Origin of the sequence: Pseudalkalibacillus sp. Hm43 (assembly GCF_051842935.1) — a bacterium.
Lineage (GTDB): Bacteria > Bacillota > Bacilli > Bacillales > Fictibacillaceae > Pseudalkalibacillus.
This window is the reverse complement of sequence record NZ_JBPXRR010000002.1, coordinates 143250-170169: the sequence shown is the minus strand read 5'-3', so window position 1 is coordinate 170169 and position 26920 is coordinate 143250. Positions and strand designations below refer to the sequence as shown.

Genomic DNA, 26920 nt, shown 5'->3' with positions numbered 1-26920 from the left:
GCAAGAGGAGAGTGCTGAATTGGAAATTAAAATTTATGATCGAAAAGCTTTTAGTAATGATCATTTAGGACAACAACTTGAACATTATTTAAAAGAGGAACTTAGGGAATTAGAAGCAACTGCGTATTACCAAGAACCTGACTATTGGACACCATCAAACACTTTACCTACATTTACCATTATCACAAAAAATTATGGCATTTTAATTGTAAAGGCTTATCCGTATAGCCATGAAACTTTAACAGAAATTAATGATAAATACTGGATAGTTAATGACTATAAAAAGAAAAATGAACTATTAGATTTTGAAGACTATTGTTATAAGCTAAAAAATGATATAGAGATGCCATCAAACGAAATTTTTGATGATATCCCTATACACAGCTTTGCAATTTTTCCATTTGTTTCGGAAGAAAAAGTTAAAATGGACATAAAACGTAGTAGAACGAAAATTTTGTTTTCTGAGTATCGATCATTTAAGTTGCAGGAAGAGTTAAAAGTTATTGAAATTGATGATGAAAGCTGGAAAAAAGTAAAAGGAGTCTTTCAAAAGTCAAATATATTAAATAAAGAAACAAACTATTTTGTTGATACACCAATTAAAAATTTGAGGGACGCCATAGCTTATAATAATCAACAGATAAATCTATTTGATGAAGAACAGTTAGATGCGAGTATGACAATAACAGATGGAGCACAAAGAATTAGAGGGTTAGCTGGAAGTGGAAAAACCGTAATTCTTTCAATCAAAGCTGCTAGACTCCATCGAAAAGATCCAGATGCTAAAATCGCTTATGTTTTTTCTACCCATAGTTTATATAAGCAAGTAACGGACCTAATTAATAAATATTATGGCAAACTTACAGGTGAAAGACTTAACCCAGAAAATTTACAGATTGTTCATGCATGGGGTGGAAAAACTACAGGCGCTGGATTTTATTATAATATTTGTCAATCAAATGGTATTAAGGCACTGACGGTTCGAGATTTATTAATGTATAAAGAAAAGTTTGATGAAGCCTGTAAAAGGTTATTAGAGTTTGACCTAAAAGAAGAATATGATCAAGTTTTAATTGATGAAGCTCAGGATATGCCTCTTAGCTTTTTTAAATTAGTAGAAAAAGTGACAAAAAAACCAAAAAATATAATTTGGGCATATGATGACTTACAAACAACTAATGAAGTTAAAATTCCAGATTCAGCTGAACTCTTTGGTCTTGATAAAAATGGTGATGAGAAAGTTCCTTTAATTGAAGAGAATGATTATATATTAAACAAATCTTATAGAAATCATAAAGACGTACTAATGTCTGCGGTAGCTTTTGGTTTTGGTTTATATTCAAATGACGGAATTATACAAATGATTAACGATCCAAACACATGGAAAGCTTTAGGATTTAAGGTTGAAGGATCACTCGATTATGACTCAGATGTAAAGGTTGTTAGACCAAAGGATAATAGTCCAAACCGTCCAGATGCAGAATACCAAAAGTATCCTATTTTAAATGTAAATGTCTTTGAAAATTATAAAGATGAAATAACAAACGTTGCTGAACAAATAAAAATATTGATATATGAAGAAAAAGTAAGACCTGAAGATATTATGGTAGTTGATATGTACAATAGAGCTAAAACAAGATTATTAGATCTACAGGGTAGTTTATATTTAAGTGAAATTGAAAGTATTATTCCGGGTATTATAGATGGTGCTAAAGACTTCTTCAGAGAAGACAGTGTTACGTTAACAACTGTTAGACGAGCAAAAGGTAATGAGGTCCCTGTAGTGGTGATTATTGGATGTGAACAAGCCTATGAAGTTAATACATTTTATAGAAAGCGTATATTAAGAAATATGCTATTTATATCTATGACTCGTTCAAAGGGATGGTTATTTATATCTGGAAATGGAGAGCAAGCTAAGGAATTTAACCGAGAGTTTGAAAAAATGAAAGATGATATATATCGAGGAGAATTTAATTTTAAGTTTCCTAGTAAAGAACAGTATGAATCGATAAATGATTTAAACCTGTTAACAATGGATTCAAAGAAAGCAGAAAAATTGCAGGGTCAAGCAGAACTAATTAATGAGCTCTTAGAAAATGGGGATATATCTTCCTTAAAAATGTTTTTGGATGAAGACGTATTGGCAAAACTTAAATCAGAATTGTTTAAAGGGAAAAAAGATGACTGATGTTTATGAAGTTATAAGAGATGATATAAAGAGTACTATAAGTAATTTAATCTCTCACAAACTTATTATAAACCCTTATTTCTCTGATAAATCCTGTACTGTAAATAAAATATCCAGTCGTCTAGATGGTCCTAAGATTGATAAAACAAAATCTTATGTTGAAAATTTTTTGAAATTTTACAATAACAATGAGTATTTGTTCCTATTTCAGGATCATAGCTTTATTCAGATTAATTATGAATTTGAACAACATCCTTCCAGCAAACGACAAATAGTAAGTAAAGCAAATTTAAATTACTATCCTAACCCAGGTTTATATGAAGTAGAAATTCTGGATATGATGAAATTAGATATACCTGAAGAAGAACAGGTACAATTTTGGAATGAGTTAAAGGTGGATATAGAAAAAGATTTTACCTACCATTCAAATTATATAAGAATAGATTACTCTAACAATCCAAAAGATTATACTGCATTAACTCATCCAAGATGTCACATTCACATTGGATTAAATAACAATTTTAGGCTAGCTACTGATAAATTGCCTTTATTATCTGATTTTATTGATTTGGTTTTATTTAGTTCTTATATTGAAGATTGGAAAAAGCTGCATAAAGATGACTTAAGGGATTTACCTGTTTACTTAAGAAAGAGGATGGATAAATCTCAAGAATATATCCAACTAACAGAGTTTGATGAAGTTTTGACAGAGGTTGAAAAGTCTGGTTATAAAATACAAATTATATAACTGGTTTGCTTAATGTGAAAATGATGTCACGTTCTTCTAGCAATTCAGTAACAAAGCAGCACCTTACCAAGATACCTAAAAGGCATGAGGTAAGGTGCTTTTCATCTTTTATTATCCTTTACGCATACATCTCAGAAGACTTCTTAGCCTTCAAATCAAACCGATCTGCGTTCATAACCTTGGTCCATGCTTTTACGAAATCACGTACGAACTTTTCTTTGTTGTCATCTTGTGCGTAGACTTCGGCGAGGGCGCGTAGTTCGGAGTTTGATCCGAATACGAGGTCAACGCGTGTTGCTGTACGTTTAACTTCGCCTGTTTTGCGATCGCGTCCTTCGTAATGGTTGAACCCTGCTGGCTTCCACTCAATGTTCATATCCAACAGGTTCACGAAGAAGTCGTTTGAAAGTGTACCGACACGGTCTGTGAATACGCCTTGTTCTGTACCTTTGTAGTTAGTACCGAGCACACGCATACCACCAATTAAGACGGTCATTTCTGGTGGCGTCAGACCGAGCAACTGAGACTTGTCCACTAACAGTTCCTCTGGACTCAACGTGTATTCCTTCTTCTCATAGTTACGGAATCCGTCTGCCATCGGCTCTAAAACTTCAAAACTTTCTACATCAGTTTGCTCTTCAGTCGCATCGCCACGTCCAGCTGCAAATGGAACGGTTACGTTAACGCCTGCATCTGCTGCAGCTTTTTCAATTGCTGCGCTACCACCGAGAACGATCAAATCAGCAAGGCTTACTTTTTTATCAAGCTGCCCTTGGATTTCTTCGTAAACAGAAAGCACTTTAGAAAGATGCTCAGGTTCGTTCACTTCCCAATCCTTCTGAGGAGCTAGACGGATACGTGCCCCGTTGGCACCACCACGCATATCTGAACCACGATACGTGCTTGCAGAAGCCCAGGCAGTTTTCACGAGCTCACTGACGGATAGTCCAGAATCTAGAATCTTCGCTTTCAGTTCTTCAACTTCAGCATCGGACAATTCATAATCCACTTCTGGAATCGGATCTTGCCAGATCAAATCTTCTTTCGGTACTTCTGGTCCGAGATATCTTGACTTAGGTCCCATGTCACGGTGAAGGAGCTTGAACCATGCGCGAGCGAAGGCATCAGCGAATTCATCCGGATTTTCATGGAATCGACGAGAGATTTTTTCATAATCAGGGAACATGCGCAACGCCATATCGGCTGTCGTCATGAACGTCTCAACTTTTACAGATGAATCTTCCGCATCTGGTGCGAGATCTTCCTCTTTCGGGTTAACAGGTTTCCATTGGTGTGCACCTGCAGGACTCTTCGTCAACTCCCATTCGTAACCGAATAGCAAGTCGTAGTATCCGTTATCCCATTCTGTCGGTTTCGCTGTCCATGCACCTTCAACACCACTTGTAATCGTGTCGCGGCCTTTACCACTGCCGTACGTGCTCTTCCAGCCGAAGCCTTGATCTTCGATATCCGCAGCTTCTGGATCTGCTCCAACATGCGCTTCCGCATCACCAGCACCATGCGCTTTACCGAATGTGTGACCACCGGCAATGAGTGCTACGGTTTCTTCGTCATTCATACCCATACGAGCAAACGTTTCGCGGATATCGCGTCCACTTGCAACTGGGTCCGGATTTCCGTTTGGTCCTTCTGGGTTCACATAGATGAGACCCATCTGAACGGCAGCAAGCGGACTTTCTAGCTCGCGGTCACCTGAGTAACGGTTGTCACCGAGCCATTCCGTTTCATTACCCCAATACACGTCTTCTTCCGGATGCCATACGTCTTCGCGTCCACCACCGAAACCAAACGTTTTTAATCCCATGTCATCAAGCGCGACATTACCTGCTAGCACAAGCAAGTCCGCCCAAGAAATCTTGTTTCCGTATTTTTGTTTGATCGGCCATAGTAATCTGCGCGCCTTATCCAGGTTCGCGTTATCTGGCCAGCTATTAAGTGGTGCAAATCGTTGCTGTCCCGTGGAGCCACCGCCACGCCCATCGCCTGTACGATATGTACCAGCTGCGTGCCAAGACATACGGATGAAGAGGGGACCATAGTGTCCATAGTCCGCAGGCCACCAGTCCTGGCTATCTGTCATCAAGTTATGAAGATCTTGCTTGAGCGCGTCATAATCGAGCTTCTGGAACTCTTCTGCATAATCGAAGTCTTCACCTAATGGGTTCGTCTTCGTGTCATGTTGACGAAGAATGTTCAAGTTCAGTTGGTTTGGCCACCAATCTTTGTTCTTTGTACCAACCTTAGTAGTGGTGACGGCACTTTCTTCCTTCGACTTACCTGTGAATGGGCACTGACCAGCCCCAGCTTTACTGTCATGCATTTCATTCTTATCCATTTAGCATGCTCCTCTCATTTATTAAAATGATAATTATTATCAATCTTACATTATAATAATACTAAAGAAGGAATCATTTGAAAAGAAAAATGCTTTTTATTTATCTCTTATTATAGTAAAAATTTTCAGAAAAATAAAATGATAGAGTTAAATTTTACAAGAAATTAAAATAGGAAAGGTAGGTCATTAATAGACCTTCCTTTCCTTATGCATCTGTAAAAATGCATATACAAACATTGGAGTTAATCCAATAAATTAATTAAGTTATTAAACTCAATCTGTATAACTTTATCTATATTCTTTCTGTTATACTCAATTACAGCTTTTCTCTTTAATGTATTTTCTACAGTAAAAAATTTATTAAATTCTAATTTATGCTTATCAAAATACTCAATATTAGTTTCTTCTGTAAGGGGCATGAAAAAATTACTTTTATTATTATAAACAATTCCTTTTATAGGATATAAATTAAATAATTCCTTAAAGTCGGTATCATGTGACAAACAAAAGGGAATAAAATATTTTCCTTCTCCAATATTATTGGAAATAAAAAGCTCCATAATTCTAGGTATTGTAAAATCTCTAGCAATGTTTTTAATTTTGTTTAATATCTTTGAACTATTTACCCCTTTTCCTTTATTAATTTTATTCAATATTTTTACTTTATTTATATCTTGATAAAACTTGTGAGCAACAATCATTTCTCTCCCGAGGTAAGCACCGACTACATCATTAGAGTAGGTAAATAATTCTTTTATTTTATTATTGGCATTTTTATTACTACTAAATTTGATTTTGTAAACACCAATTAAAAATAGAACAAGTTGTTTATAGTAAAAATGTATTTGTTTTAATAACTGTAGGCCCTCTTTACTTAGATAGGTGTTTGTTAATAAATCATCTACTCTCATATAAGCTTGAGCACATGTTATTTTATACTCAATTTTATTGTTTTCTATATACTCATCAGTCGATATGCTTTTAAACAATTCAAGACTTACTAGATTATTGTACAGATCTCTTTGTTGGGATTTAATATTGTGTATATCAATATTCTCCCATGGATTTATGTTTTCAAATATATATAGCCAATAATCATATTGAAAGTCTTCCCTAATTAACATATCAATTGTTGAATATATATTATTTTTGGTGAGGCTATCAATTTTATTTTGAACAAATTTGTCAATATAACTAGCATAATTTGTATCAAACATTATTGAATAATCAATTTCAATATTTACAATTCCTGTATTATTGCTAAACATACTTTTAAATATTTCGTCATCAGTAAAATATAAATTTTGGGATTCAAAATAATTTAAGAGATCATTGTCTTCGGTAACTTGTTTAACCAAATTAGGCGGGAAGACATCTGTTTCAAATTCATTTAATGCCATAACGGCGCAGTACTCATCGGATTGGTCACCGAATAGTTTCCATGCAGTTAAAATTTCTAAAGGTGTTTTAGCTTTTGAAAGGTAAAAAAGTACGTTTTGTAAATATTCATTAGTATCCATAAATAATCGTTCCTTTTTGTAGGTTATAATGGTAACTTACTCCCCAAACGCTTCAGGTAACATCTTAAACCCTTCAATCTCCGCATCTTCTTCTATTTCAATCATGATGCATCGTTTTCCTTTGTAATTGACCTGTCTCACAAACTCTAGGTCTTGTGGGCTGATCGAGATGTTGGCTACTTTCGTTTGGATCTTGATCGACTTTGATTTGTATTTCGGTACGACGCTGCTTGCTTTCAGCTCGTAGGATTCGTTATCGGTTATTCTCTCAAAAGCGGCTTTCACTTTTTCCGAGTCGACTTGTTCGCCACCGCTTTGTTTAAAGACGCGCTCGACGTTCTTGTAATCGAGCTTAGGTTCTTCGTCTTCTTCGTTTTCCTCAACCATCGTGTTGATCTCACGGTAGACATTCGCGAGGGTAGAGGGGTTAAGCTGGTCGCCCATGACATCCCGCATCACTTCCTCAAAGACTTCTTTGTCTTCTTTCGCTGTAATCGTATGTTCACTGTTCAACACTTCATCTATGAATCTATGATCCGGTTCATTCGCTTTTTTCGACGAGTAAAGAACGTGGTTTACGTCAGATGCTCCACCTGAGAAGCAAGGGAACAGGAATCCGGTCATCGGGGTGTCGAGGTCGATGACCGAGTCGACATCAATGTTGTACTTGAATTCTTTTTCCACATAGTCGAACACTAACTCTTTTTTGGACTCTTGTGTGTTGTTGATGCTGCAAAGGATGAAGGGGTGGGAGTACACCGAGTCCCGTTCACTTTCTTCCGCCTCGTCATTCCGCTTTTTCATCGGCTTCAGATATTCTGCCTTAATGAACGTGATGACCACATCTTTTTCATACGGATTGTCTTTGAGCATTTTTTCCGTCATGAGAAGCATTTGGTTCATCCAATCCTCAACACCGTTGCTCAACAACCCTTTATGTAAAATGAGCTGGCTTTCCGATTCGCGTTTGAATTTCAGTTCAAACAACTTTTCGTTCAACTGACCAGTGAGGAGTTTCTTGAAGTTCTTGATGAACAGCTCCTGTTGGTCACGATCGAGCATTTCGAACGGCTGACTTTGATAGTGATAAATGTCAGTCGTTTCTTTCATGATATATACGTTAAAAATGTCTGAAATTTTGAGTAAGTCATTGTCCACTTTCAGTTGCCTGCGCAACCCGGCGATGTCTTTCTTGTTCATCGAGCGTACACTCCTATGCTGCTGATTTTCTATAAAACGATTCTTCTATTTTAACATAGGGGTAATAAGATGAAGAGATTCCTTGATATACTAAAGTTAAGAGTTTGCGAGAGGGGGAAGGTCGTGAAGGAGATCCTTATTGACTATATGAAAAAGTTCGTCGATCTTGATAAGGCTGAATTAGAAAAAATTGCAGCGGATGTACCTGTTGAAACGTTTAAGAAGGGCACCATCTTAGTCCATCAAGGTGACGTCCCTACAAAATGTTTTTTCGTATTAAAAGGTTGTGTGCGGCAGTACGCTGTTGATGAAAATGGGAAAGAGCATACGTTCAATTTTTTTACGGAGCAGGAAAGTGTAACGATTTTCAACGAGTACAGTTTGGAGAAAGCCTCGAAATATTCCTTAAGCTGTCTGGAAGACTGTGTGTTGGTCGTTGGAGACTTATCGATTGAACAGGATATGTTTGACACACATCCCGTCCTCGAAAGCATGATCCGTAAAATGGTGGAAGCAAATATGGGGGAGATGCACGATGAATTCACTACATTCGTCGCCTCTAAACCGGAAGAACGGTATAAAGCGCTAAAGGAAAAGAAACCTGATCTCATTAAGAGAGTGCCGCAGCATCAGTTAGCGAGTTATTTGGGAATCACCCCTGAATCATTAAGCCGGATAAAAAAGAGAGCAGAGAAAGTAGATTAATCTATTAGTTTTTTGCCTTTGACGAGGAGCCATATGCCAAAACCTAGCTCACCGACAAACATCGGAAAGCTTAATATGGCTTCCAGCAGATTTGTGGTGCTTTCCAATTGAGGGTAGAAGCTGTGTAACAGATGGACGGCTGTATAGCTGATGCCAGCTGCTACTAAAAGGTAGCTGAGTATTTTCGGTATCTGACTGGATTTAAGGGCAACGTAACCGACAACGAATAGATGAAGTCCAAACACGATCAATCCCATAGACCAGATGGACTCAAAAGCTTGGATGTGAGTCATGACTTGAGTTTGCAGTGAGTCTGATGATTCATGGATGATGTTTCGAGCGATGACTAAATGCGAAACAGCAGTCGCTAGAATGGCTGTATAAATCAAGCGAAGCCAAGCGGCTAAGAGTGAGTAAGCTCGGTGGACAGGCTTCAAGAGTACATAAAAAGCCCAGGATACGATGATGTCTAGAATGATGATTACAACCCATCCAAGTATTCCGAAGGTAAATAACGAGATGGATTTCTGGATGTTCGTCAATGTTGTGGCTGGGTCGCCGTTAATCACCAATGATGAATGGACATACCCATATGAGAAAATTGCTGCAATTGCCATCAAAATTAAGGACAATCCAGCAATCAACGGTGCTTTAACAGGTTTGTTTTCTTTCATTTTCAAAACCCCCTTTAAGTTAATTTCATCTTAATACGGTTCTTGAAAGTGTTCATTGACTTAAATCAAGATTTCATAAAACAGTTTATAGTGATGTGTTTGAGGAAGGAAGATGTGGATGCAGGATACAGTTTTAGAGGTCACGAACTTGACGAAGAAAATCGGGGACGCGACGATCATTGATGATATGTCGTTCCGTTTGAATCAGGGAGAAATCAAAGGGCTGCTCGGACCGAATGGATCAGGGAAAACAACGCTGTTAAAATTACTGGTCGGCTTGTTAAAACCGACGGCTGGTAGTATCACCGTCGAGGGACACTCAATCCAAAAGGACTTTGAAAAGGCAATTTCCCACATGGGAGCACTCATTGAAAATCCTGATTTTTATGACTATCTATCCGGATACGATAATTTGATGCAATATGTACGGCTTGTACCTGATGCCTCAAAGAATAGATTGGAAGAAGCGATTGACCTGCTTGAAATGGAAGAATACATACACGACAAGGTCGAATCTTACTCACTGGGTATGAGACAGAGACTTGGGTTAGCCCAGGCGTTTCTCAGCAGACCTTCTATTTTATTGTTGGATGAACCGACAAACGGACTCGATCCGGAAGGCATTCAAGACCTCCGAAATTATTTAAAAAGACTGAAAAGCGAAGGGGTTTCCATTCTCATTTCCAGTCATTTATTAGCGGAAATCGAGATGATCTGTGATCGGGTCATCATCGTTGACCAGGGGCAGATTGTTTCAGAAGGCATTCTAGATGATGTACGTTCTACGCCATCGGAAGAACAAAGGTATTTTTTCAGATTATTGGACATGGACAAGTTTGATCAGTTTCCCAGAACGGATCCACTCTTTCAAAAGGTGGTTGAAGTTGTGGTAGATGGCTTTTACATACAGGGTACGGAACATGAGGTGGCTCGTATGAATCGGTTGTTAGTAGAGTACGAGATCGACATCATTGGAATTGAGAGAGTTCAAGCGACGCTCGAGGATGCTTTTTTATCCCGATTAAGGAGAAAACGATGACATACTTTAACCCGCTGGTTCTGAACGAACATATCAAACAATATAAACGCCGAAGAACTTCCGTGCTATTAGGACTGTTGTTTTTCCTGAACTTTTTCGTAGCGGTCGGGATGAAGTTCATCTATTCCAATACAGATTTTACGTTTTGGCAGTACCTGCATGTGAGCACCTATTTAATTTTTATGCTTAACTTTCTAATCGTAATCATTGCGGGAGATATCGTTTCGAGTGAATTCTCACAAGGTACGGTAAAAATGCTGCTGACAAGGCCTGTTAGCCGATTGAAGATCCTGCACGCGAAATACATCACGGTCGTGAGTTCGGTCTTCTATGTTGTGACGATCCACCTGCTGTTCGCTTTGTCCTTTGGGCTCCTATTCTTTTTCCCAACATTAATGGACATTGATGATGGGCTATTGATGAAGATCATATTGAAAACGCTCTTCGGCACGCTTGAAATGATCATCATTGCTACCTTTACATTGATGCTTTCTGTTGTGTCCAGAAGCAGTTTGTTTTCGGTCGCTTTTTCCATTTTCTTTCTCATGTCGATCAAAATATTGCTAGCGGTCATGAATCACTTTCAGGTTGTACAGTTCAAATACGTCCTATTTGCAAACACGAATCTTTCACAATACTTTTACGGTGAACCGATGTTTTACGGGATGACGATGAACTTTTCAATCTTGAACATCCTCATTCATATGATTTTCTTCTATGTTCTATCCGCACTTGTTTTTACAAAAAGGGATGTGTGAAGGGGACGGTTCTTTTGCTCATTTTGCAGAAGGGCCGTCTTTTTTGCGTCTGTTCTTAAACCCTATCCGGGCCGAATAAACTAATCGTAACAACTTCATAAAAAGGATAGGGGTGGCATCATGTTTTCGGTTACCGAAATGCGTACGTTCGAGCTGTTCTCCGTTCCGCATATCACCGTACTATTGATGTTCTTGGCTGTATCCTTTTTCATGATCGTATTCAGGAAGCACCTCAAGCCCCACAAGTCCAAAATCAAATGGACGTTATTCACGGTATTGGTGTTGAGCGAAGTGTCCGGCCAAATCTGGGTTGTCGCAACTGGTCAATGGGATTATGCGAGTCTTCCATTACACCTCTGTTCCATCAGTACTTTCATCGCCCTATATATCTTCTTGAGACCAAGTAAAAAAGCGTTCTATTTCTTGTTTTTCACAGGGCTGATTCCGCCGTTCTTAAGCATCCTGACTCCTGAAGTGTTTTATCAATTTCCTCATTTCCGCTTTCTTAAATACTTTCTCCATCATGCAGCGATTACGTGGACGGTCTTATACTTCATCGTATACGAGGGTTATCGAGTTCCGAGGAAAGCGATCTGGACCGGATTCGTTCTTATCAATGCCATCGCTGTTCCGATCTTCTTCCTTAATCTTCTGTTGGACACCAACTTCTTTTACTTAGCCAACCCGACCGAATCTGAAACGATATTGTCCTTTTTCGGATCCGGAGTTCTATACTACATCAATCTTGAATTCGCAGCGGTCATTGTCTTCTTTATCACGTACCTTCCGATGGAGATGCTGATGAGGAGGGAGAAGAGAAAGGCATAATAAAAAACGGTTCTCCTGCTGTTGAAGCAAGAGAACCGTCCCCAATTAAAACGTTAGGAATCCTAAAACGGAAGCCATAACAAGTAGAATCAATACTGGTGCGACAAATCGTAAGGAAAGGATCCAAAGTTTGCCCCACACACTTGCTTCGCTGAGCCCACCGATTTCAAGGGACTTCTGCTTGCCAAGTGCCCATCCTACGAATAGTGCAGTCAACAATCCACCGAGTGGGAGAAGGATGTTGGATGCAAGATAGTCAACGGCATCGAAGAAGCCTAGACCGAAGATTGTGAATCCACCCCAAGCTCCAAGAGAAAGGGAAGATGGAATTCCGAACAAGAAGATGATTGTACCGATAATCCAAGTTGCCTTTTTACGAGTCCATTCGAACTTACGCATGAAGTACGCAACCGGTACTTCAAGGATTGAAATAGCAGAGGTTAACGCTGCCATTGAAATCAATAAGAAGAATAGGACTGAGAAGAATTGACCGAATGGCATCATTTCAAAAACAGCCGGAAGTGTGACGAAAATCAATCCCGGTCCTGCACCTGGATCCATGCCGAACGCGAAGACCGCTGGGAAGATTGCCAAACCTGCCAACAATGCAAAACCTGTATCTGCTAAGCTGACACCAGTTGCTGCAGTAGGAAGGTTCACGTTCTTCGGTACATAACTACCGTACGTAATCATCGTACCCATCCCTAAGCTGAGGGAGAAGAACGCGTGACCTAAAGCAACCAGAATTGCATTTGCATTCAGTGCTGAGAAATCAGGTGATAGTAGGAAGGAAACTCCTTCACCTGCACCTGGTAACGTTACAGCTCGGATAACCAATATAACCAAAAGGACTGCTAGTGTCGGCATCAAGATTTTATTCCATTTCTCAATACCTTCCTTAATACCTCTTACAACAACGATAATGACGATGGCCATGAATAAGGTCTGCCAAAGAATCGGACTGAGAGCGTTTCCGATGAACCCACCGAAAGCGTCACCCATTTGATCAGCAGGGATAGCGAGGAGATCCCCACTCATTGCTTTAGTCGTATACGATAATGCCCAACCTGCTACAACTCCATAGAATGAAAGAATGAGAAATGCAGCTGCTACTCCAAAAATACCGGTGATAAACCATGGCTTACCTGGTGTCAATTCTCTGAATGAACCGACGGCATCCTTTTGTGTATTTCGACCGACTGCAAATTCCGCAAGCATGATCGGAATACCGATGAGGGCGATACAGATCAAATAAACGATAATAAATGCGGCTCCCCCATTTTCACCCGTAATGTACGGAAACTTCCAAATGTTCCCCAACCCGATTGCGGAACCCATCGAAGCTAGCATAAAGCCAGTACGCGTCTTCCACTGTTCACGGGCTTGTTGCTCCAACCCTTGACTCATTTAAACAACCCCCTTGTAAATTAGTAGATTTCTACTATTTATAATACATGAACGAGCTAAAAAAATGACATAATTTTCTCATTTTTACAAAAAATATTTTTGGCTGTACCGTAGGAAAGGCATTTATCGTTCTATTCCTGCGGTAGAAACGATATACTTTAGATGGCTTACATAATAGAGGAGGTCATATTCTTGTCAGAACAAAACTATCAAAACCACCGCAAAATCGATCCGAAGTTCCATAAGGCACTTACGGTTCTTGCACTTATCACGCTTATTTTATCGGTCACCTTCATCATCCAGAACATCGTCGATCAGTGGCTTCTTAGCCTGGTTGTCCTATTCATGCTGCTCACACTTCTTTTAGTTGGGTCCATTGTCCGGTTATATGCGTTAAAAGTTCAGGACCGGGTCATCCGGGCCGAGGAAAACTTCCGACATTACCGCCTGACTGGCAATCTATTAGATCCTGAGCTCACGACTGCCCAGGTGATTGCACTCCGGTTCGCATCAGATGAAGAATACCTGGATTTGGCGGAACGCGCGAAGGCTGAAAATCTTAAGCCAGATGATATTAAAAAGGCGATACAAAATTGGCGGGCAGACCATCATCGCGTATAATTGAAGAAGAACCTCAAGAACAGCTCATAATCGGGCTGTTTCTTTTTTCATACATAAGGGGGCAGGTTATGAGTACGGAAACGATGGTGGATGTAAAAGGGTTGGTGAAACGCTACGGCACCTTTACCGCCGTGAACGGTGTGGAGTTCCAGGTAAAGAAAGGTGAGATTTTCGGTCTGCTTGGACCGAATGGTGCAGGTAAGACGACGACGATTGAAATGCTCGTCGGTCTCCGTAAACCGGATGAAGGGACGGCAGCACTTGCAGGCTTTGACGTCCGAAAACAAGTGAATCAAGTGAAAGAGGTCATCGGCGTCCAGCTCCAATCGACTTCTTTATTTGAACTTTTAAAAGTGGAAGAAATCTTGCATCTGTATGCGAGCTTCTACCCGAAGAATGTGGACCTCGATCAGTTGGTGGATGATATGCTTTTAACGGAAAAAAGGAAGGACCGCATCAAGGGGCTTTCTGGAGGACAGAAGCAGCGGCTCGCGATTGCGCTCGCGCTCATCCATGATCCTGAGATCGTGTTCCTGGATGAGCCGACGACGGGACTCGATCCACAGGCGAGGAGAACGTTATGGGATATTGTGCTCCGATTGAAGGAACGTGGAAAAACGGTTCTTTTATCAACACATTATATGGATGAAGCCCATGTGCTCTGTGACCGGATCGGGATCATGGATCAAGGCGAGTTGATTGCGCTCGACACGCCAACGAATCTCGTGAAAAAGTTGGAGGCGACAAGCACAGTCGAATTCCGTCTGTCCAATCCGCCTGAGAAGGAATGGTTCATGGAGATGGACGGGGTAGAGGAAGTGTCGATTAAAGACACTTTCGTGCAACTGTTTACGGATAATCTACAGCTTGCGCTCACTTCGCTCATTCAAGTATCGGCTGAACACGATTTGCACATTGAAGATCTCCAAACGCGCACCGCCACACTTGAGGATGTGTTCATCCATATGACAGGGAGGAGTTTACGAGAATCATGAGAGCATATTGGCAGTTAACCGTAGCACAACTCCGGATCTTTGCGCGGAACAAGCAAGTGTTGTTCTTCACCTTACTCTTCCCTGTCATACTGATGCTCGCCCTCGGCTCCTTTGTCGGTGGTGGCAATTCGCTATCTTTGAACGTCGGGATGGTCGATCTGGATGATACCGAAGCATCCAAAGAGTTGAGAGATTTATTTTACAAGAACGAAGGGATTCAAACCGATTCTTATGAAAAAGTAGAAGCAGGAAAGGATGCCGTTGAAAATGGTGACATCCAGCTACTGATTGAGATTCCTGAAGGATATGAAACGAGTTTGGAGGACGGGAATGACGCCTTCTCACTTCCGGTCTATTATAATGAGAAAAATTTAACGACTGCTGAGCTTGGACTGACGGTCGTGAACGGCATCATCGATCAATACAGCAAACAGCTGGTCGACTATCAGCCAGTCGTAACGGTAGAGAAAGTCGGAATCGAAGCGCTCAACATCCGTTACATCGACTTCCTGGTACCAGGGATTGTCGCGATGATGATCATGAGCAACAACATGAACGGGGTAGCAGGGCAAATTTCCGCATGGCGTGAACGCGGGATTTTGCGACGTATGCAAGGGACACGCTTGAAAGCATCGACGTTCATCGCCGCACAAATTACAGCGCGTTTAGCATTGAACGGAACACAGGCATTGCTCGTCGTGTTGATTGCCGACCTCATTTTTAACATCAATGTCGTCGGTTCCTGGCTCGCGTTGATCTTTTTCATTGCGTTGGGGACACTCGCCTTTATGGCGATCGGCTTCATTATAGCTGGTATTGCGAAAAACCCGGAAAGTGCAGGACCGATTGCAGGATTCGCATCCTTCCCGATGCTGTTCCTCGGTGGCGTGTTCTTCCCGATCAGCAACATGCCTGACTGGATCCAGCCGATCGTAAAGGTTTTACCGATTGCGCATTTAAGCTCAGCGTTACGCGAAACGATGAACATCGGAACATCCATCATGCAGTTAGGAACCGAAACGCTGATCCTAGGTGCATGGCTCATAGGCGGATTCGCACTCGCAAGTTATGTTTTTAAATGGGAATAAGACGAAAACTGAGTTGAGCGATTCAACTCAGTTTTTTAAATGTGTTAGAGTATATGAAAACGGTAAAAAGTAACACTAAAGACGTTCTCATAAATATGATTGATTAATGGAAAGGAGAGATGGAAGTGACAAACGCAGGATGGAACTTTGACAACAGTTACGCACAACTGCCCGAATCCTTCTACTCCAAGATTGAACCGAACCCAGTACAAGACCCGAAACTGATTATCTTTAATGGAAAATTAGCAGAACAACTCGGATTAGATAAAAAAGCACTCCAAGGTGAAGAAGGAATTGAGGTGTTCGCAGGAAACAGTGTCCCAGAAGCTGCACTGCCTCTGGCGCAAGCGTATGCTGGACACCAATTCGGAAACTTCACCATGTTAGGCGATGGACGAGCGATGATGATTGGTGAGCATATTACACCGGACGGAAAACGATTCGATATCCAACTCAAAGGATCTGGTCGCACACCTTACTCTCGTGGAGGAGATGGACGAGCAGCCCTCGGACCGATGCTACGTGAGTACATTATCAGTGAAGCGATGCATGGTCTCGGAATCCCGACAACACGCAGCTTAGCAGTGGTGACTACTGGTGAACCAATCTATCGAGAAACCGCATTGCCAGGAGCGATATTGACTCGTGTCGCATCTAGCCACATTCGTGTCGGAACGTTCCAATATGTAGCCGGAAAAGGCGATGATTTAGATGAATTGAAAGAACTCGCAGAGTATACGATTGATCGCCATTACTCGTATATAAAAGAGGAAGGTCCAGAGCGTTATCTAACCTTGTTGAAGGAAGTAATGAAGCGACAAGCGGAGTTGATCGCCAAATGGCAGCTCGTCGGTTTCATTCATGGTGTCATGAATACAGATAATATGGCACTCAGCGGTGAAACGATCGACTACGGGCCATGCGCGTTCATGGATACATTCGACCCAGCAACAGTCTTCAGTTCGATCGACACGCAAGGACGCTATGCATATCGTAACCAACCAGCCATCGGAGCGTGGAATCTTGCTCGATTTGCAGAAACGCTACTGCCACTCATTCACGAAGACCAGAAGGAAGCGATCAAACTAGCTGAAAAAGAACTTGGATATTTCGCCGACTTCTACTATGCTCACTGGCTAAACGGCATGCGCAAAAAACTCGGGCTCTTTAACGAAGAAAAAGAAGACGAAAAACTATTTGAAGACTTGCTTAAACTCATGCAAGAAAACAAAGCCGACTACACCAACACATTCCTAGCCCTGACTTTTGATAAGGAATATGAAGGAACCGAAGATTTGTTGAAGAGCTCAGAGTACGAAGAGTGGAAAAAACGCTGGCAGGAGAGACTTGAACGCCAAGAGCAATCGAATGAGGACTCTCAACAATTGATGAAAGACAACAACCCAGCAGTTATTCCGAGAAATCACAGAGTGGAAGAAGCTTTAAAAGCAGCAACAGAACAGAGTGATTTTGGAGTAATGATGGAACTTCTCGATGCTCTTTCTAATCCGTATTCCCACGAAAATGATCAGCAGGAGTATTGTAAACTTCCAGAAACGGATCAACCTTTCGTTACTTATTGTGGAACATAATATGAGAGTAACGGTATTTTATGTAAGTTAAGTATATAAATTCATTCATATTTAGAACAGTCTCTTAAAAATTATTGGGGCTGTTTTTTTATGGAAAAAAGTCTACCAATACAATATATATTATATTAAAATAAAAGAAAATTATGGAAAGGGATGCAACATGAAGAAATTATCGTTATTATTTATCATTCTTTTACTATCTGTTTCAAACGTTGATTTGGTATCTGCTCATTCTGGTAGAACTGACAGTAGTGGTGGTCATAACTGTTCTGAGAAATCTAAGGCTAAAGGACTGTGTAGCGGTTATCATTACCATAATGGAGGTGGAGGTAGTTCTTCGGGAGGTTCGTCAACGGGTTCATCTAGTAACCAATCAGCAGACAAAGATTGTTCTGACTTCTCAAGTTATGAAGAAGTGGTAAAGTACTGGAATGCTAAAGGCTATTCCAAAACATATGATCCGGAGAACTTAGATGGATGGGGTAATACTGTAGATGATGGGATACCGTGTGAAGCACCAAGTGGATATGACACATCTAAAATTAATGGGAGTCCCGAACAAATCGCAAAACAAAATGCAGCAAAAGATAAAGCAAATGGTGAAACTGAAGGATATAAAAGAGGTCTGAGTGATGGGTACTCAGAAAAAGAGAGTAATTCAACACCTGTTAAAGGTTCTGATGCATATATAGAAGGCTATAGATCTGCATATAAAAAAGGTTATGAAGAGGGAAAGAGTAAAATTAATGCCGAAAAGGAACAAGCAGAGAAAGAGGGTTACGCATTAGGGCAGAAAACCGACAAGCTCGAATTACCAGGAAAATACAATAAGAATGTAAGTTTAAAATCATCATATGAATCTGGATTTAACAAAGCATTAAATGAAAGAATCAAAGAAAAAGAGAAAGAATACTATGCGATGGGTTTCAAGAATGGAAAAGATGATATTCAAGAAGAATTGAACGGTCTTGAAGAAAATTTCTTAAAATCATACAGTAAAGGGTTTGAAGAGGGTCAAAAGAAACTAAAGCAAAGATATTTTGACAAGGGTTATCAAGACGCTTTTAAATATGTCAATTTCAAAAAGCCTAATCTCAAAAAAGATAAATACGTTGAATGGTACAAGGAAGGATTTAATTCAAATACTGAAGTGAAGGAAATCCAGAGTCTAGCATACAACATGGGCCAATCTGGTAAAGTACTTGAAATTCCTGAAAAATATATCGCTTCTAAGAAAATTTTTAATCATTATTATGAAATTGGAGCAGAAGAGTATCAAGATCAACAACAAAAAGAGAACACTCAAACGGCTCTCGGTTTTGTTGCACTGATTACAGGATGGCTTGGACGTAGATTTTATGTAGCAAAAAAAATGATTGCCTGATGAGAGGTGACGATTATGGGGATTTATCAAAAGGTTTGTTATAAAGTTGAAGACACATTTGTTAAGATGTTAACCAAAAAAAGCGACCAAAATGTGATTAAAGAAAAAGTAGAAACATATCGTGCGGAAAAAGAAGAGGAAAAAGCAAAGAAAAAAGCCGAAGCTCAGGCCAAGCGAGAACAAACTCTAAAAGAACAAGAGGAGCGCAAAGCTAGAGAAGAAAAGGAAGTCCTTTCCATTCTTTATAAGTTAGTCGACGTCCATCAATTAGAATATACGGACTATGAGTTCAATGAAGTTAAACGTAATAAAGCCCGTTTCTTAAATATTTTAAACACAATATTCGAAAAGGATGAAAAAGGACTATCGTTTATCCACTGTGAGTTCGATAAATCCAGTAAGAAGGAAATGAAAGGTTACTTGATCGCAACGAATAAAAGGGTTTGGTTTGTTGCGGACCATAGTGATTATCAGCAAAAGTTCAGATATCAAACAATTAAAGATGTGAAATGGTTTAAAGATGGAGTTCTTGAACGAGGTTTTAAAATCCAGTATGGTGTGAAGAAATTAGAGTTCGATGAAATATTTGATCAAAAGCAACTAAAACGATTTGGTGACTTAGTATTGAATCTTTCAAATCAATATAGTTAAAGCATAGATATTTATATATATTATGGAATGCATGTCTCTTTCCCACCCCCACCTCATACACTTTAGGTGGGGGTGTTTGTATGGGTGAGAGGCGGAGGGGCATTTTTGCGATCTACTTGGTTTTGTTCTTCATGTCGTTGAGTTTACATATACAGTTTCCGATCTTTACTCCTTATGCGGTGGCGCTTGGGGCGACGACCTTTTTTGTGAGCATTTTAATGAGTGTGTCTTCGTTCGCGAACTTGTGCGGCAACTTGATTGCTGGACCGCTCATTGATGCAATCGGCAAGAAACACTTCATTGTGGTACCTCTTTTTATATCAGGACTTTTAATGGCGGGGCATGGGTTCGTAACCGGTCCTGACGGCTTGTTGGTGCTGAGGTTGTTCAACGGTTTTGTGCTTGCATTTATGACACCTGCGTGTTTTGCGCTTTTATCTGGTTATGCGAGGAACAGCCATGAACAGGGGAAGAACATGGCGTTCAACGGTCTGCTCATTACAATTGCGAACATTTTAGCGCCATTAATTGGGGGACATCTGGTGGAGCACGTGGACTTTCGTGGTTCGTACTTCGTCATCGGATCCGCCCTCTTGTTGACGGCAGTTTATGCGCTCTTTTTCATAAAGGAGTTTAATCCGATAGTAGTCCACCGGGAAAAGGTGGCGAGTGGCGGCAGGTTTAAGCTAAGCCAACAGTTGGTGGCGGTCTATTTTGTCAGCTTCACGTTAATGTATGTGCACGGAACGCTCATGTATGAGCTGCCTTTTTTAATGGTAGAAGAGGGGATCTCGATGAGTCATGGAGGGAGGCTGTTCAGCATCATCGGATTAGGGACGCTGGTGGTCGTATGCATGACGTGGATCAATCGCATATCGGCTTCAATCCGGACGATGTTCGGCATGCTCGTGTTAGGTTTTTCCTTTTATCAAATGGTCATGCCACTCGTGCCGATTTCTTTCAATCAGACGTTGTTCCTTATTGGGGCGGGGCTCGGCGTGCTGTTTCCAGCAGTCACAACCTTACTCACAGAGAACACCGATAAGAGCAAGCACGGAACCGCATTCGGCATTCTGTCCGCTGTTTTTTCACTCGGCATGATTACGAGTTCGCTTGTCGCCGGAACGTTCAGAGACATGATTTCTCCATACTTTCTCACCTTCGTCGTCATCGGTCTTTCCATCACGGTGATCGGCATGCAGATGCTTAAGGTTAGTCCTAAACCGGTTTTACATAAGTGAACAGAAGGGATAAGGGGAGCAACTGCAGAATAGTAAGATGTAACACTGTATAATAAGAGTTAGTAACTACATAGATCGCGAGGAACCTCATATGTTTGATCCAACCATTTTTGATAACTTAAAAGTATCCATTGAGAATTACGTGTATGATCTCGATAACCTCGCAGAGGAAGTGACGGTGACCAACCGGGAGGACCTTATGGAGATGGCGACGATGTCTAGGTCGTTCGTGCTTCAGTTCGTGCTCGCAGATTCTCCTGAGGTGAAGGCGGAGATTGTTCTGGACGCATCACTCAAGGATTTGGCAACTGAGATTTTAGAGGTAAAAGGAGAAGACCCAGGGTGTCAGCTCACGGTTCGTTTTTACAAGGAGATTGATTCTGTGGAAGAACAATGCGCGCAGATCCAAGAAGCTTTGGACGAAATATGGGACCAGGGTCAGCCACCGGTCCAAACACTGTCTTATGTATACGGGCAGAATGAGATGATGAATAAGATTGAAATTAAATTCAATCGAAAAATCAACGAAGATCAAATTGAGGACATTCCGAATCTCGTCGACCATGTGATAGATTCGCTTGATCGATTGGATGAAATCTAAAAAGACACCTCCTGGCCGTTTGCTGGGAGGTGTTTTTGGGTGGTTTGCTGTTTTGTATTCAATCATAACTCGTCCACTTTTTCACTTAAAGAAAGTATAAATACTTTCTTCAGTATAAGTGCAACTATGGCGCAGCCTTCGACAAAAGCCTTGGCTTTACCAAGTTTTCTTTAAAAAATGGAACTATAGTAGAACGGGTTTAATCTGCCCGCGGATTTCTCCGCCTAGGTTTTGCTCGGTGTGAACGTTTACGTATGTCAATTTCCGCTCCATGAGACGAAGCAGGTCTTCCACCGTTTTTACACCGACAGTATTCGGTTCGATGTCATCGTTCGTAATGGTGCCTCTTACAGTACCTTTTCGCGTTGTAATGCCGTTTTGTTCGGCAAGTGTCGCAAGGTCAGCTCCGAACAAGAAAGCAAGGACAGGTCCGTTTTCACCACGTGCCCCGAAGTGGATGTGGGCTTGGACGAAGTTACGGATATCGTTGACTTGCAATTCGAACTTAATGCGGGTTCTGCATTTAGAGGCAGCAAATTTGGCAATACCGTTGGCGTCGGTCACGACCGGAGGGACTTCCTCTCTCCCGCTCAAATTGGCAGCAAAGAACTTGTACATTCAATCACCTCCTTAAGAGAGACTATAGTAGTGTATTCAAGGGCTCGTCTTTTGGTATAGATAGAAGTACAGGTCTTGGCTGATTTGTCCTTTGTGCACAAACGCCCAGACAGTTCATATACTGCTGTTAGGGGAATGAAGGGCGGAGGAGAGGGTACGGATGAAATTCACGGTCCAGTATATTCCGTTGAGCAAGATCAAACCCGGGGTAACGGTGAAGATGTCAGAGCGGCTGAAGAAGTTACAGGGAATCGTGTGGGATTGCATGTACCTGTTGGTGGTGAAGGAGAACCGGAAGGACGACAACTACATTTTAGTGAGCGGGTTGGAGCGGTTTGATTATTTGAGCAAGTTCACGAAGCATGTGTATGCGCCCTGTTTAGTGGATCAGGAGGATGCTGGGGGTTTGCGCGGCTGGCTGATGCGTTTTTGGAAGGAGCCTCATCAGGATGACTATCCTCTCGTGCCAAAGAGCTGGTCGATAGTGCGGAAATTTTTAAAGCAAGAGCCAAGGTTCAAAGAGTTGTCGCGTTTTCAGCAAATCCGGGTGTTGTACCTCGGGGCACGGTATAAACGGACTGTGATTCTGTCGATGCAAAACCGCGTTGACCAACTGTTGAAAGAGTAGCGGTGCCAGGTACCGATTCAGAATGCAGTCGTATCAACGGTTGCTGATCGGTACCTGGCACTGTTTATTTAGTGGGTTCTTTATAAATGAGTTTATAATCCTCAGGTTAGGATTATAAATCTCAAATCTGGATTATAATTTTGAAATTTGGATTGTAAATCTCGATTTTGGATTATAAATCTCATTTTTGGATTATAATTCGCGAATTCGGCTTATAATCAAAAAACCTGACCGCAGGATTATTCTTCTGCGGTCAGGTTTTTCTATATTCAGGACCTCGAATCAGGTGCGGATTACAACTTCGTGATACGATAATAGAACAAAATGTAAATGAGGTGTTACCTTGAAGAAGATTCAGCTTGGGAATAGTGGTTTGGAGGTTGGAGAGATTGCGCTCGGTTGCATGCGCATGCACGCTCTTGAAACGAAGGACGCTACATATGTGATTGAAAACGCGTTGGAAGAAGGGGTCAACCTGTTCGACCACGCTGATATTTACGGACAAGGGAAGTCCGAAGAGGCTTTCGCGGCGGCGATCGACATGAATTCTTCTCTTCGTGAGAAGATGGTCATCCAGACGAAGTGCGGCATCCGCAACGGATTTTATGATTTCTCGAAAGAGCACATCATCGGTTCGGTGGAAGAGAGCTTGAAACGTCTCAACACGGATTACGTAGACATCCTGGCGCTTCATCGGCCGGATGCGCTCATGGAGCCAGAAGAGGTAGCGGAAGCTTTTACAACGTTAAAAGAGAGCGGTAAAGTCCGTCATTTCGGTGTGAGCAACCATAATCCGATGCAGATCGAGCTGTTGAAGAAGTGCCTCGGACAAGACCTGATCCTCAATCAGATGCAGTTCAGCCTCATGCATACGCCGATGCTCGACGCGGGTATCAACGTGAACATGCAGAACGATTTTTCCGTGATGCGTGACGGTGGCATGCTCGAGTACAGCCGCCTGAACAACATGACAATCCAAGCGTGGTCTCCGTTCCAATACGGCATGATCGAAGGCGTATTTGTCGGGAACCCTGATTTCCCTGAAGTGAATGCGAAGCTTCAAGAGCTCGCTGAAAAATACGATGTGACAGATTCAGCGATTGCGATTGCGTGGATTCTGCGTCACCCAGCGAACATCCAACCGGTCGTCGGGTCGATGAATCCAAAGCGTCTCTCTGACATCGCGAAGGCATCACACATTAAACTGACACGACAAGAATGGTACGACCTGTACCTCGCAGCTGGCAACAATCTACCGTAAAAAGGAGTATGTCGAATGGCTGAGAAAAATCGAATGGTACATGCATTCAAGCAGACGAACGATCGAATCAGTGGTCATGGTGAGCGGAACATTCAAGTGTTGAAGGATGCACTGGCAGAAGTGGATGGCGAGCAAGCGAGCGACATGTATGGAAAAGGGAAAATCATTGAGGACTTTCAGGAAAAGATGGCGACTTATCTTGGCAAGGAAGATGCGGTGTTTTTTCCGAGCGGGACGATGGCGCAGCAAATTGCGCTCCGTATCTGGTGCGATCAGAAAGACGTGAAGAAAGTCGCGTACCATCCATTATGTCACCTCGAGATTCATGAAGAGGATGGCTTGAAAGAGCTCCACCATATTGAACCGATCTTGTTGGCGGATAAAACAAGGGTCATTACACTGGAAGATGTCATCGCACTGGACGAGGAAATCGCCTGCTTGCTATTAGAGCTGCCGCAACGCGAAATCGGCGGGCAATTGCCAGAGTACGAAACGCTGGTGGCCATTTCGGAATACTGTCGTGAAAAAGGCATCAAGCTTCACCTTGACGGGGCTAGATTGCTAGAAATTCTCCCTTACTATGGAAAAACAGCGGAGGAAGTATGCGCGCTGTTCGATAGCGTATATGTTTCCTTTTACAAAGGGATCGGTGGTGTAGCGGGAGCGATCCTCGCAGGCGGTCGAGATTTTATCAGCGGGTCAAAGGTTTGGAAAAGACGCCACGGCGGTGATCTGATCAGCTTGTATCCTTACATTCTGTCGGCGGACCATTACTTTGATGAGCGCGTTGGTAAAATGGGGCAGTACTATGGAGAGGCGAAAGAGCTCGCGGCGCTGTTCAACCAGTGTGACGCAGTTTCGACGAGACCTGAACAGCCGGTCTCCAACATGTTCCACGTGCATATCGACATGCCGCAGGACAAGCTTGAGGAACTCCTTTCAGAAATCTATGAAACAACCGGTGTCGGGCTGACGAGCTACACAAGGCCGACGAGCGAGACGTCTTGTTATTTCGAAATCAGCGTAGGAGACAGTTATCACGAAGTCCCAAAAGACAAGCTTGAGTACACTTTCAACCTACTGAATGAACGGCTTTCAACCAAGAGTGGATCCTAAAGGGTCCGCTCTTTTTCAAAATAGTAGATTAGTATAAACTAGTAGAAGAGTCTGAAAAAACGGGAGGGTTCCACATGAGGAAGCTAGTATTTTACGGTGCGATTACGTTGGATGGGTACCTGGCACGGGAAAATCATTCGCTGGACTGGTTGTTTGGAACGGAAGGTGAAGAGGAAGTCGGTTACGAGGATTTCTTTAAGACGATCGGGACGGTCATCATGGGTCGGAAAACGTATGAGCAGATCAGTGAATATGTACCAGATGAGTTCCCGTACAAGGAGGAAGATTGTTACGTTTTTTCACGAACGCTGAGCGGGTCGAACGAAAACGTCACTTTCATCAACGAGGACATTGTGGAATTCACGAAAGCATTGAAAGAGAAAGAGGGTAAAAACATTTGGGTCGTTGGTGGCGGTGAGGTGATGCAACCGCTTCTTGAAGCGAAATTGATCGACGAATTCACCGTACAGATTGCACCAGCGCTTATTGGTCATGGTCTTCCTTTGTTCAAAGCAGGGGATTATGATACCCGCCTGCACTTGAAGGACGTGCGTCAATACAAGCAGTTTGCGGAAATGCATTACGAGCTCAAATAAAAGACTCCGATTTGGAGTCTTTTTTAGTAAAAGAAGTCAGAAAATTGTGTTAAACTAGAGTTATGCTTATGGAAACGTTGATGCAAAGGAGGGGTTGAATGGGTCGCATACACGGTGGAATGGCTGGCATGAATTCGGTGTTGTACTTCGGAAACGACAAGAAAGTCCGAGCGAAACGGAATCGGAACGGTGAAATCGTTGTGAAAGAAGAAAAGATCGTACCGAATCGCTTGCTGAAGTTCAAAGAAAAGCTGGAAAAGATTCCGTTCATCCGTGGCGCTTGGATGATCGTGAAGGCTGCAATCATGAACTGGAAAATGTACGTGACTGCTATGTTGGTGTTGCTTTTAGCGAAGATGACGGGGGGCAAACTGGAAGGTGCCAGTAGTATGAACATGGACGCCGTTTTTGGCGATGTGTTGGCGATTTTTCCTGAGAAGACGCACCATATCGTCACGTTCGGTGGCTTCATGCTGTTATTTGCTTTGCTCGTCAAAACGACTGCCTTAGGTAAGTACCATGGGGCGGAGCATATGGTGGACAATGCGTATGCCCAATCGAAGGACCTTTCAGTGGAAAATGTGATGAAGTATTCCAGGATTCACGCGAAGTGCGGGACGAACCTGGTCGTGTTCATCTTCATGTTCTACTCGGTGCTCGCTTTGATGATGAACAGCTTGGCAGCAACGGTCCTCGCCTTCATGCTTGGGTATGAAGTGTTCATTTTACGTAATAAAAAAGTAAACAAACTCCTGAAGCCCATCTACAAAATCGGTTTCGCTGCGCAATATGTGCTGTTCACGTCTCAGCCTGAAGAAGAACACGTTGAAGTGGCGCTCGCATCGTATGAGCGGGTTGTTTTGAACTGAGATAAAATCAACTATATAGACACAGTGTTGAAGGGGTTTTTTAGCGCTAATTTAGATAAGGTGAAAAAGTAAGTAAGACAGAAGACGATACTTTGCGAAGTATCGTCTTTTTCGTACAGCTTTGGATGTTATCCTTCCCGAAATCAGTGATCAAGTCATTTTGGGGCAGGATAGGCTCTATATCCTTCCCGAAATCGGCAGTCATCCCGGATTTGGAGCAGGATAGAGCGTCT

General features: G+C 41.8%; 25 protein-coding genes. 19 read left to right on the top strand and 6 right to left on the bottom strand.

Annotation, left to right across the window (positions count from 1 at the left end; all coding sequences use genetic code 11):
• Nucleotides 1–19: 19 nt before the first annotated feature.
• Complete coding sequence (locus tag ACSVDE_RS17215) at nucleotides 20–2191, top strand: DEAD/DEAH box helicase (protein WP_439302203.1); 2172 nt, start codon at nucleotides 20–22, stop codon at nucleotides 2189–2191.
• Nucleotides 2184–2939, top strand: coding sequence for a DUF2290 domain-containing protein (locus tag ACSVDE_RS17210; RefSeq protein WP_439302202.1), 756 nt, complete (start codon nucleotides 2184–2186; stop codon nucleotides 2937–2939). Before ACSVDE_RS17215 ends, ACSVDE_RS17210 begins: the two co-directional genes overlap by 8 nt.
• A gap of 118 nt (nucleotides 2940–3057) precedes the next feature.
• On the opposite strand, the gene katG is transcribed toward ACSVDE_RS17210, so the two are convergent.
• The 3 genes from katG to ACSVDE_RS17195 form a co-directional block, all read right to left on the bottom strand.
• Nucleotides 3058–5295: a catalase/peroxidase HPI gene (katG, locus tag ACSVDE_RS17205; protein WP_439302201.1), complete on the bottom strand. Its 2238-nt coding sequence runs from the start codon at nucleotides 5293–5295 to the stop codon at nucleotides 3058–3060.
• 242 nt (nucleotides 5296–5537) lie between these two features.
• Nucleotides 5538–6815 (bottom strand): hypothetical protein, encoded by a 1278-nt coding sequence (locus ACSVDE_RS17200; RefSeq protein WP_439302200.1) that lies wholly within the window; start codon nucleotides 6813–6815, stop codon nucleotides 5538–5540.
• 36 nt (nucleotides 6816–6851) lie between these two features.
• The gene (locus ACSVDE_RS17195) at nucleotides 6852–8015 is read right to left on the bottom strand and encodes a DUF4317 domain-containing protein (RefSeq protein ID WP_439302199.1); all 1164 of its coding nucleotides are present in this window, start codon (nucleotides 8013–8015) and stop codon (nucleotides 6852–6854) included.
• Nucleotides 8016–8138: 123 nt separating this feature from the next.
• Here ACSVDE_RS17195 and ACSVDE_RS17190 point away from each other — a divergent pair, with 123 nt between their 5' ends.
• Nucleotides 8139–8720, top strand: coding sequence for a Crp/Fnr family transcriptional regulator (locus ACSVDE_RS17190; RefSeq protein ID WP_439302198.1), 582 nt, complete (start codon nucleotides 8139–8141; stop codon nucleotides 8718–8720).
• On the opposite strand, the gene ACSVDE_RS17185 is transcribed toward ACSVDE_RS17190, so the two are convergent.
• The gene (locus tag ACSVDE_RS17185; RefSeq protein ID WP_439302197.1) at nucleotides 8717–9394 is read right to left on the bottom strand and encodes a DUF4386 domain-containing protein; all 678 of its coding nucleotides are present in this window, start codon (nucleotides 9392–9394) and stop codon (nucleotides 8717–8719) included. The genes ACSVDE_RS17190 and ACSVDE_RS17185 overlap by 4 nt on opposite strands.
• A 118-nt stretch (nucleotides 9395–9512) precedes the next feature.
• On the opposite strand from ACSVDE_RS17185, the gene ACSVDE_RS17180 reads away from it, so the two are divergent.
• From ACSVDE_RS17180 to ACSVDE_RS17170, 3 genes are all read left to right on the top strand, one after another.
• Nucleotides 9513–10433 carry an ABC transporter ATP-binding protein gene (locus tag ACSVDE_RS17180; protein WP_439302196.1) on the top strand — a complete coding sequence of 307 codons (921 nt, stop codon included), beginning with the start codon at nucleotides 9513–9515 and terminating at the stop codon, nucleotides 10431–10433.
• Entirely contained in the window at nucleotides 10430–11191 is a 762-nt protein-coding gene (locus ACSVDE_RS17175) for an ABC transporter permease (RefSeq protein WP_439302195.1), read from the top strand. Before ACSVDE_RS17180 ends, ACSVDE_RS17175 begins: the two co-directional genes overlap by 4 nt.
• A 120-nt stretch (nucleotides 11192–11311) precedes the next feature.
• Nucleotides 11312–12019 (top strand): YwaF family protein, encoded by a 708-nt coding sequence (locus tag ACSVDE_RS17170; RefSeq protein ID WP_439302194.1) that lies wholly within the window; start codon nucleotides 11312–11314, stop codon nucleotides 12017–12019.
• Nucleotides 12020–12064: 45 nt separating this feature from the next.
• Here ACSVDE_RS17170 and ACSVDE_RS17165 read toward each other — a convergent pair whose 3' ends face one another.
• Complete coding sequence (locus tag ACSVDE_RS17165; RefSeq protein ID WP_439302193.1) at nucleotides 12065–13426, bottom strand: sodium-dependent transporter; 1362 nt, start codon at nucleotides 13424–13426, stop codon at nucleotides 12065–12067.
• A gap of 192 nt (nucleotides 13427–13618) precedes the next feature.
• Here ACSVDE_RS17165 and ACSVDE_RS17160 point away from each other — a divergent pair, with 192 nt between their 5' ends.
• From ACSVDE_RS17160 to ACSVDE_RS17125, 8 genes are all read left to right on the top strand, one after another.
• Complete coding sequence (locus ACSVDE_RS17160) at nucleotides 13619–14047, top strand: DUF6526 family protein (RefSeq protein WP_439302192.1); 429 nt, start codon at nucleotides 13619–13621, stop codon at nucleotides 14045–14047.
• 68 nt (nucleotides 14048–14115) lie between these two features.
• Nucleotides 14116–15042, top strand: a complete 927-nt coding sequence (locus ACSVDE_RS17155; protein ID WP_439302191.1) for an ABC transporter ATP-binding protein — start codon at nucleotides 14116–14118, stop codon at nucleotides 15040–15042.
• Entirely contained in the window at nucleotides 15039–16130 is a 1092-nt protein-coding gene (locus tag ACSVDE_RS17150; protein WP_439302190.1) for an ABC transporter permease, read from the top strand. Before ACSVDE_RS17155 ends, ACSVDE_RS17150 begins: the two co-directional genes overlap by 4 nt.
• 119 nt (nucleotides 16131–16249) lie before the next feature.
• Nucleotides 16250–17722 (top strand): protein adenylyltransferase SelO, encoded by a 1473-nt coding sequence (locus tag ACSVDE_RS17145; protein WP_439302189.1) that lies wholly within the window; start codon nucleotides 16250–16252, stop codon nucleotides 17720–17722.
• Nucleotides 17723–17882: 160 nt separating this feature from the next.
• Nucleotides 17883–19106, top strand: a complete 1224-nt coding sequence (locus tag ACSVDE_RS17140) for a YHYH domain-containing protein (protein WP_439302188.1) — start codon at nucleotides 17883–17885, stop codon at nucleotides 19104–19106.
• Nucleotides 19107–19121: 15 nt separating this feature from the next.
• Nucleotides 19122–19757, top strand: coding sequence for a hypothetical protein (locus ACSVDE_RS17135; RefSeq protein WP_439302187.1), 636 nt, complete (start codon nucleotides 19122–19124; stop codon nucleotides 19755–19757).
• Between the two features lie 80 nt (nucleotides 19758–19837).
• Complete coding sequence (locus tag ACSVDE_RS17130) at nucleotides 19838–20998, top strand: MFS transporter (protein ID WP_439302186.1); 1161 nt, start codon at nucleotides 19838–19840, stop codon at nucleotides 20996–20998.
• A gap of 91 nt (nucleotides 20999–21089) precedes the next feature.
• On the top strand, nucleotides 21090–21599 hold the full coding sequence (locus tag ACSVDE_RS17125) for a hypothetical protein (RefSeq protein WP_439302185.1): 510 nt from the start codon (nucleotides 21090–21092) through the stop codon (nucleotides 21597–21599).
• 183 nt (nucleotides 21600–21782) lie between these two features.
• On the opposite strand, the gene ACSVDE_RS17120 is transcribed toward ACSVDE_RS17125, so the two are convergent.
• Nucleotides 21783–22217 (bottom strand): CHRD domain-containing protein, encoded by a 435-nt coding sequence (locus ACSVDE_RS17120; protein ID WP_439302184.1) that lies wholly within the window; start codon nucleotides 22215–22217, stop codon nucleotides 21783–21785.
• A gap of 160 nt (nucleotides 22218–22377) precedes the next feature.
• On the opposite strand from ACSVDE_RS17120, the gene ACSVDE_RS17115 reads away from it, so the two are divergent.
• The 5 genes from ACSVDE_RS17115 (at nucleotide 22378) to ACSVDE_RS17095 (ending at nucleotide 26687) form a co-directional block, all read left to right on the top strand.
• On the top strand, nucleotides 22378–22845 hold the full coding sequence (locus ACSVDE_RS17115; protein ID WP_439302183.1) for a hypothetical protein: 468 nt from the start codon (nucleotides 22378–22380) through the stop codon (nucleotides 22843–22845).
• 343 nt (nucleotides 22846–23188) lie between these two features.
• Entirely contained in the window at nucleotides 23189–24106 is a 918-nt protein-coding gene (locus ACSVDE_RS17110) for an aldo/keto reductase (protein ID WP_439302182.1), read from the top strand.
• 15 nt (nucleotides 24107–24121) lie between these two features.
• Nucleotides 24122–25222, top strand: coding sequence for a threonine aldolase family protein (locus ACSVDE_RS17105; RefSeq protein WP_439302181.1), 1101 nt, complete (start codon nucleotides 24122–24124; stop codon nucleotides 25220–25222).
• 74 nt (nucleotides 25223–25296) lie between these two features.
• A complete protein-coding gene (locus ACSVDE_RS17100; RefSeq protein ID WP_439302180.1) occupies nucleotides 25297–25818 on the top strand; it encodes a dihydrofolate reductase family protein in 522 nt (173 codons plus the stop codon).
• 98 nt (nucleotides 25819–25916) lie between these two features.
• Entirely contained in the window at nucleotides 25917–26687 is a 771-nt protein-coding gene (locus ACSVDE_RS17095; protein WP_439302179.1) for a DUF1385 domain-containing protein, read from the top strand.
• Nucleotides 26688–26920: the final 233 nt, after the last annotated feature.

Excerpts from the sequence above, each read along its gene's own strand:
- ACSVDE_RS17210 (WP_439302202.1), top strand. The coding sequence starts at position 2,184 with ATGACTGATGTTTATGAAGTTATAAGAGATGATATAAAGAGTACTATA.
- katG (WP_439302201.1), bottom strand. The coding sequence starts at position 5,295 with ATGGATAAGAATGAAATGCATGACAGTAAAGCTGGGGCTGGTCAGTGC.
- ACSVDE_RS17200 (WP_439302200.1), bottom strand. The coding sequence starts at position 6,815 with ATGGATACTAATGAATATTTACAAAACGTACTTTTTTACCTTTCAAAA.
- ACSVDE_RS17195 (WP_439302199.1), bottom strand. The coding sequence starts at position 8,015 with ATGAACAAGAAAGACATCGCCGGGTTGCGCAGGCAACTGAAAGTGGAC.
- ACSVDE_RS17185 (WP_439302197.1), bottom strand. The coding sequence starts at position 9,394 with ATGAAAGAAAACAAACCTGTTAAAGCACCGTTGATTGCTGGATTGTCC.
- ACSVDE_RS17180 (WP_439302196.1), top strand. The coding sequence starts at position 9,513 with ATGCAGGATACAGTTTTAGAGGTCACGAACTTGACGAAGAAAATCGGG.
- ACSVDE_RS17175 (WP_439302195.1), top strand. The coding sequence starts at position 10,430 with ATGACATACTTTAACCCGCTGGTTCTGAACGAACATATCAAACAATAT.
- ACSVDE_RS17170 (WP_439302194.1), top strand. The coding sequence starts at position 11,312 with ATGTTTTCGGTTACCGAAATGCGTACGTTCGAGCTGTTCTCCGTTCCG.
- ACSVDE_RS17165 (WP_439302193.1), bottom strand. The coding sequence starts at position 13,426 with ATGAGTCAAGGGTTGGAGCAACAAGCCCGTGAACAGTGGAAGACGCGT.
- ACSVDE_RS17155 (WP_439302191.1), top strand. The coding sequence starts at position 14,116 with ATGAGTACGGAAACGATGGTGGATGTAAAAGGGTTGGTGAAACGCTAC.
- ACSVDE_RS17150 (WP_439302190.1), top strand. The coding sequence starts at position 15,039 with ATGAGAGCATATTGGCAGTTAACCGTAGCACAACTCCGGATCTTTGCG.
- ACSVDE_RS17145 (WP_439302189.1), top strand. The coding sequence starts at position 16,250 with ATGGAAGTGACAAACGCAGGATGGAACTTTGACAACAGTTACGCACAA.
- ACSVDE_RS17140 (WP_439302188.1), top strand. The coding sequence starts at position 17,883 with ATGAAGAAATTATCGTTATTATTTATCATTCTTTTACTATCTGTTTCA.
- ACSVDE_RS17135 (WP_439302187.1), top strand. The coding sequence starts at position 19,122 with ATGGGGATTTATCAAAAGGTTTGTTATAAAGTTGAAGACACATTTGTT.
- ACSVDE_RS17130 (WP_439302186.1), top strand. The coding sequence starts at position 19,838 with ATGGGTGAGAGGCGGAGGGGCATTTTTGCGATCTACTTGGTTTTGTTC.
- ACSVDE_RS17125 (WP_439302185.1), top strand. The coding sequence starts at position 21,090 with ATGTTTGATCCAACCATTTTTGATAACTTAAAAGTATCCATTGAGAAT.
- ACSVDE_RS17120 (WP_439302184.1), bottom strand. The coding sequence starts at position 22,217 with ATGTACAAGTTCTTTGCTGCCAATTTGAGCGGGAGAGAGGAAGTCCCT.
- ACSVDE_RS17115 (WP_439302183.1), top strand. The coding sequence starts at position 22,378 with ATGAAATTCACGGTCCAGTATATTCCGTTGAGCAAGATCAAACCCGGG.
- ACSVDE_RS17105 (WP_439302181.1), top strand. The coding sequence starts at position 24,122 with ATGGCTGAGAAAAATCGAATGGTACATGCATTCAAGCAGACGAACGAT.
- ACSVDE_RS17100 (WP_439302180.1), top strand. The coding sequence starts at position 25,297 with ATGAGGAAGCTAGTATTTTACGGTGCGATTACGTTGGATGGGTACCTG.
- ACSVDE_RS17095 (WP_439302179.1), top strand. The coding sequence starts at position 25,917 with ATGGGTCGCATACACGGTGGAATGGCTGGCATGAATTCGGTGTTGTAC.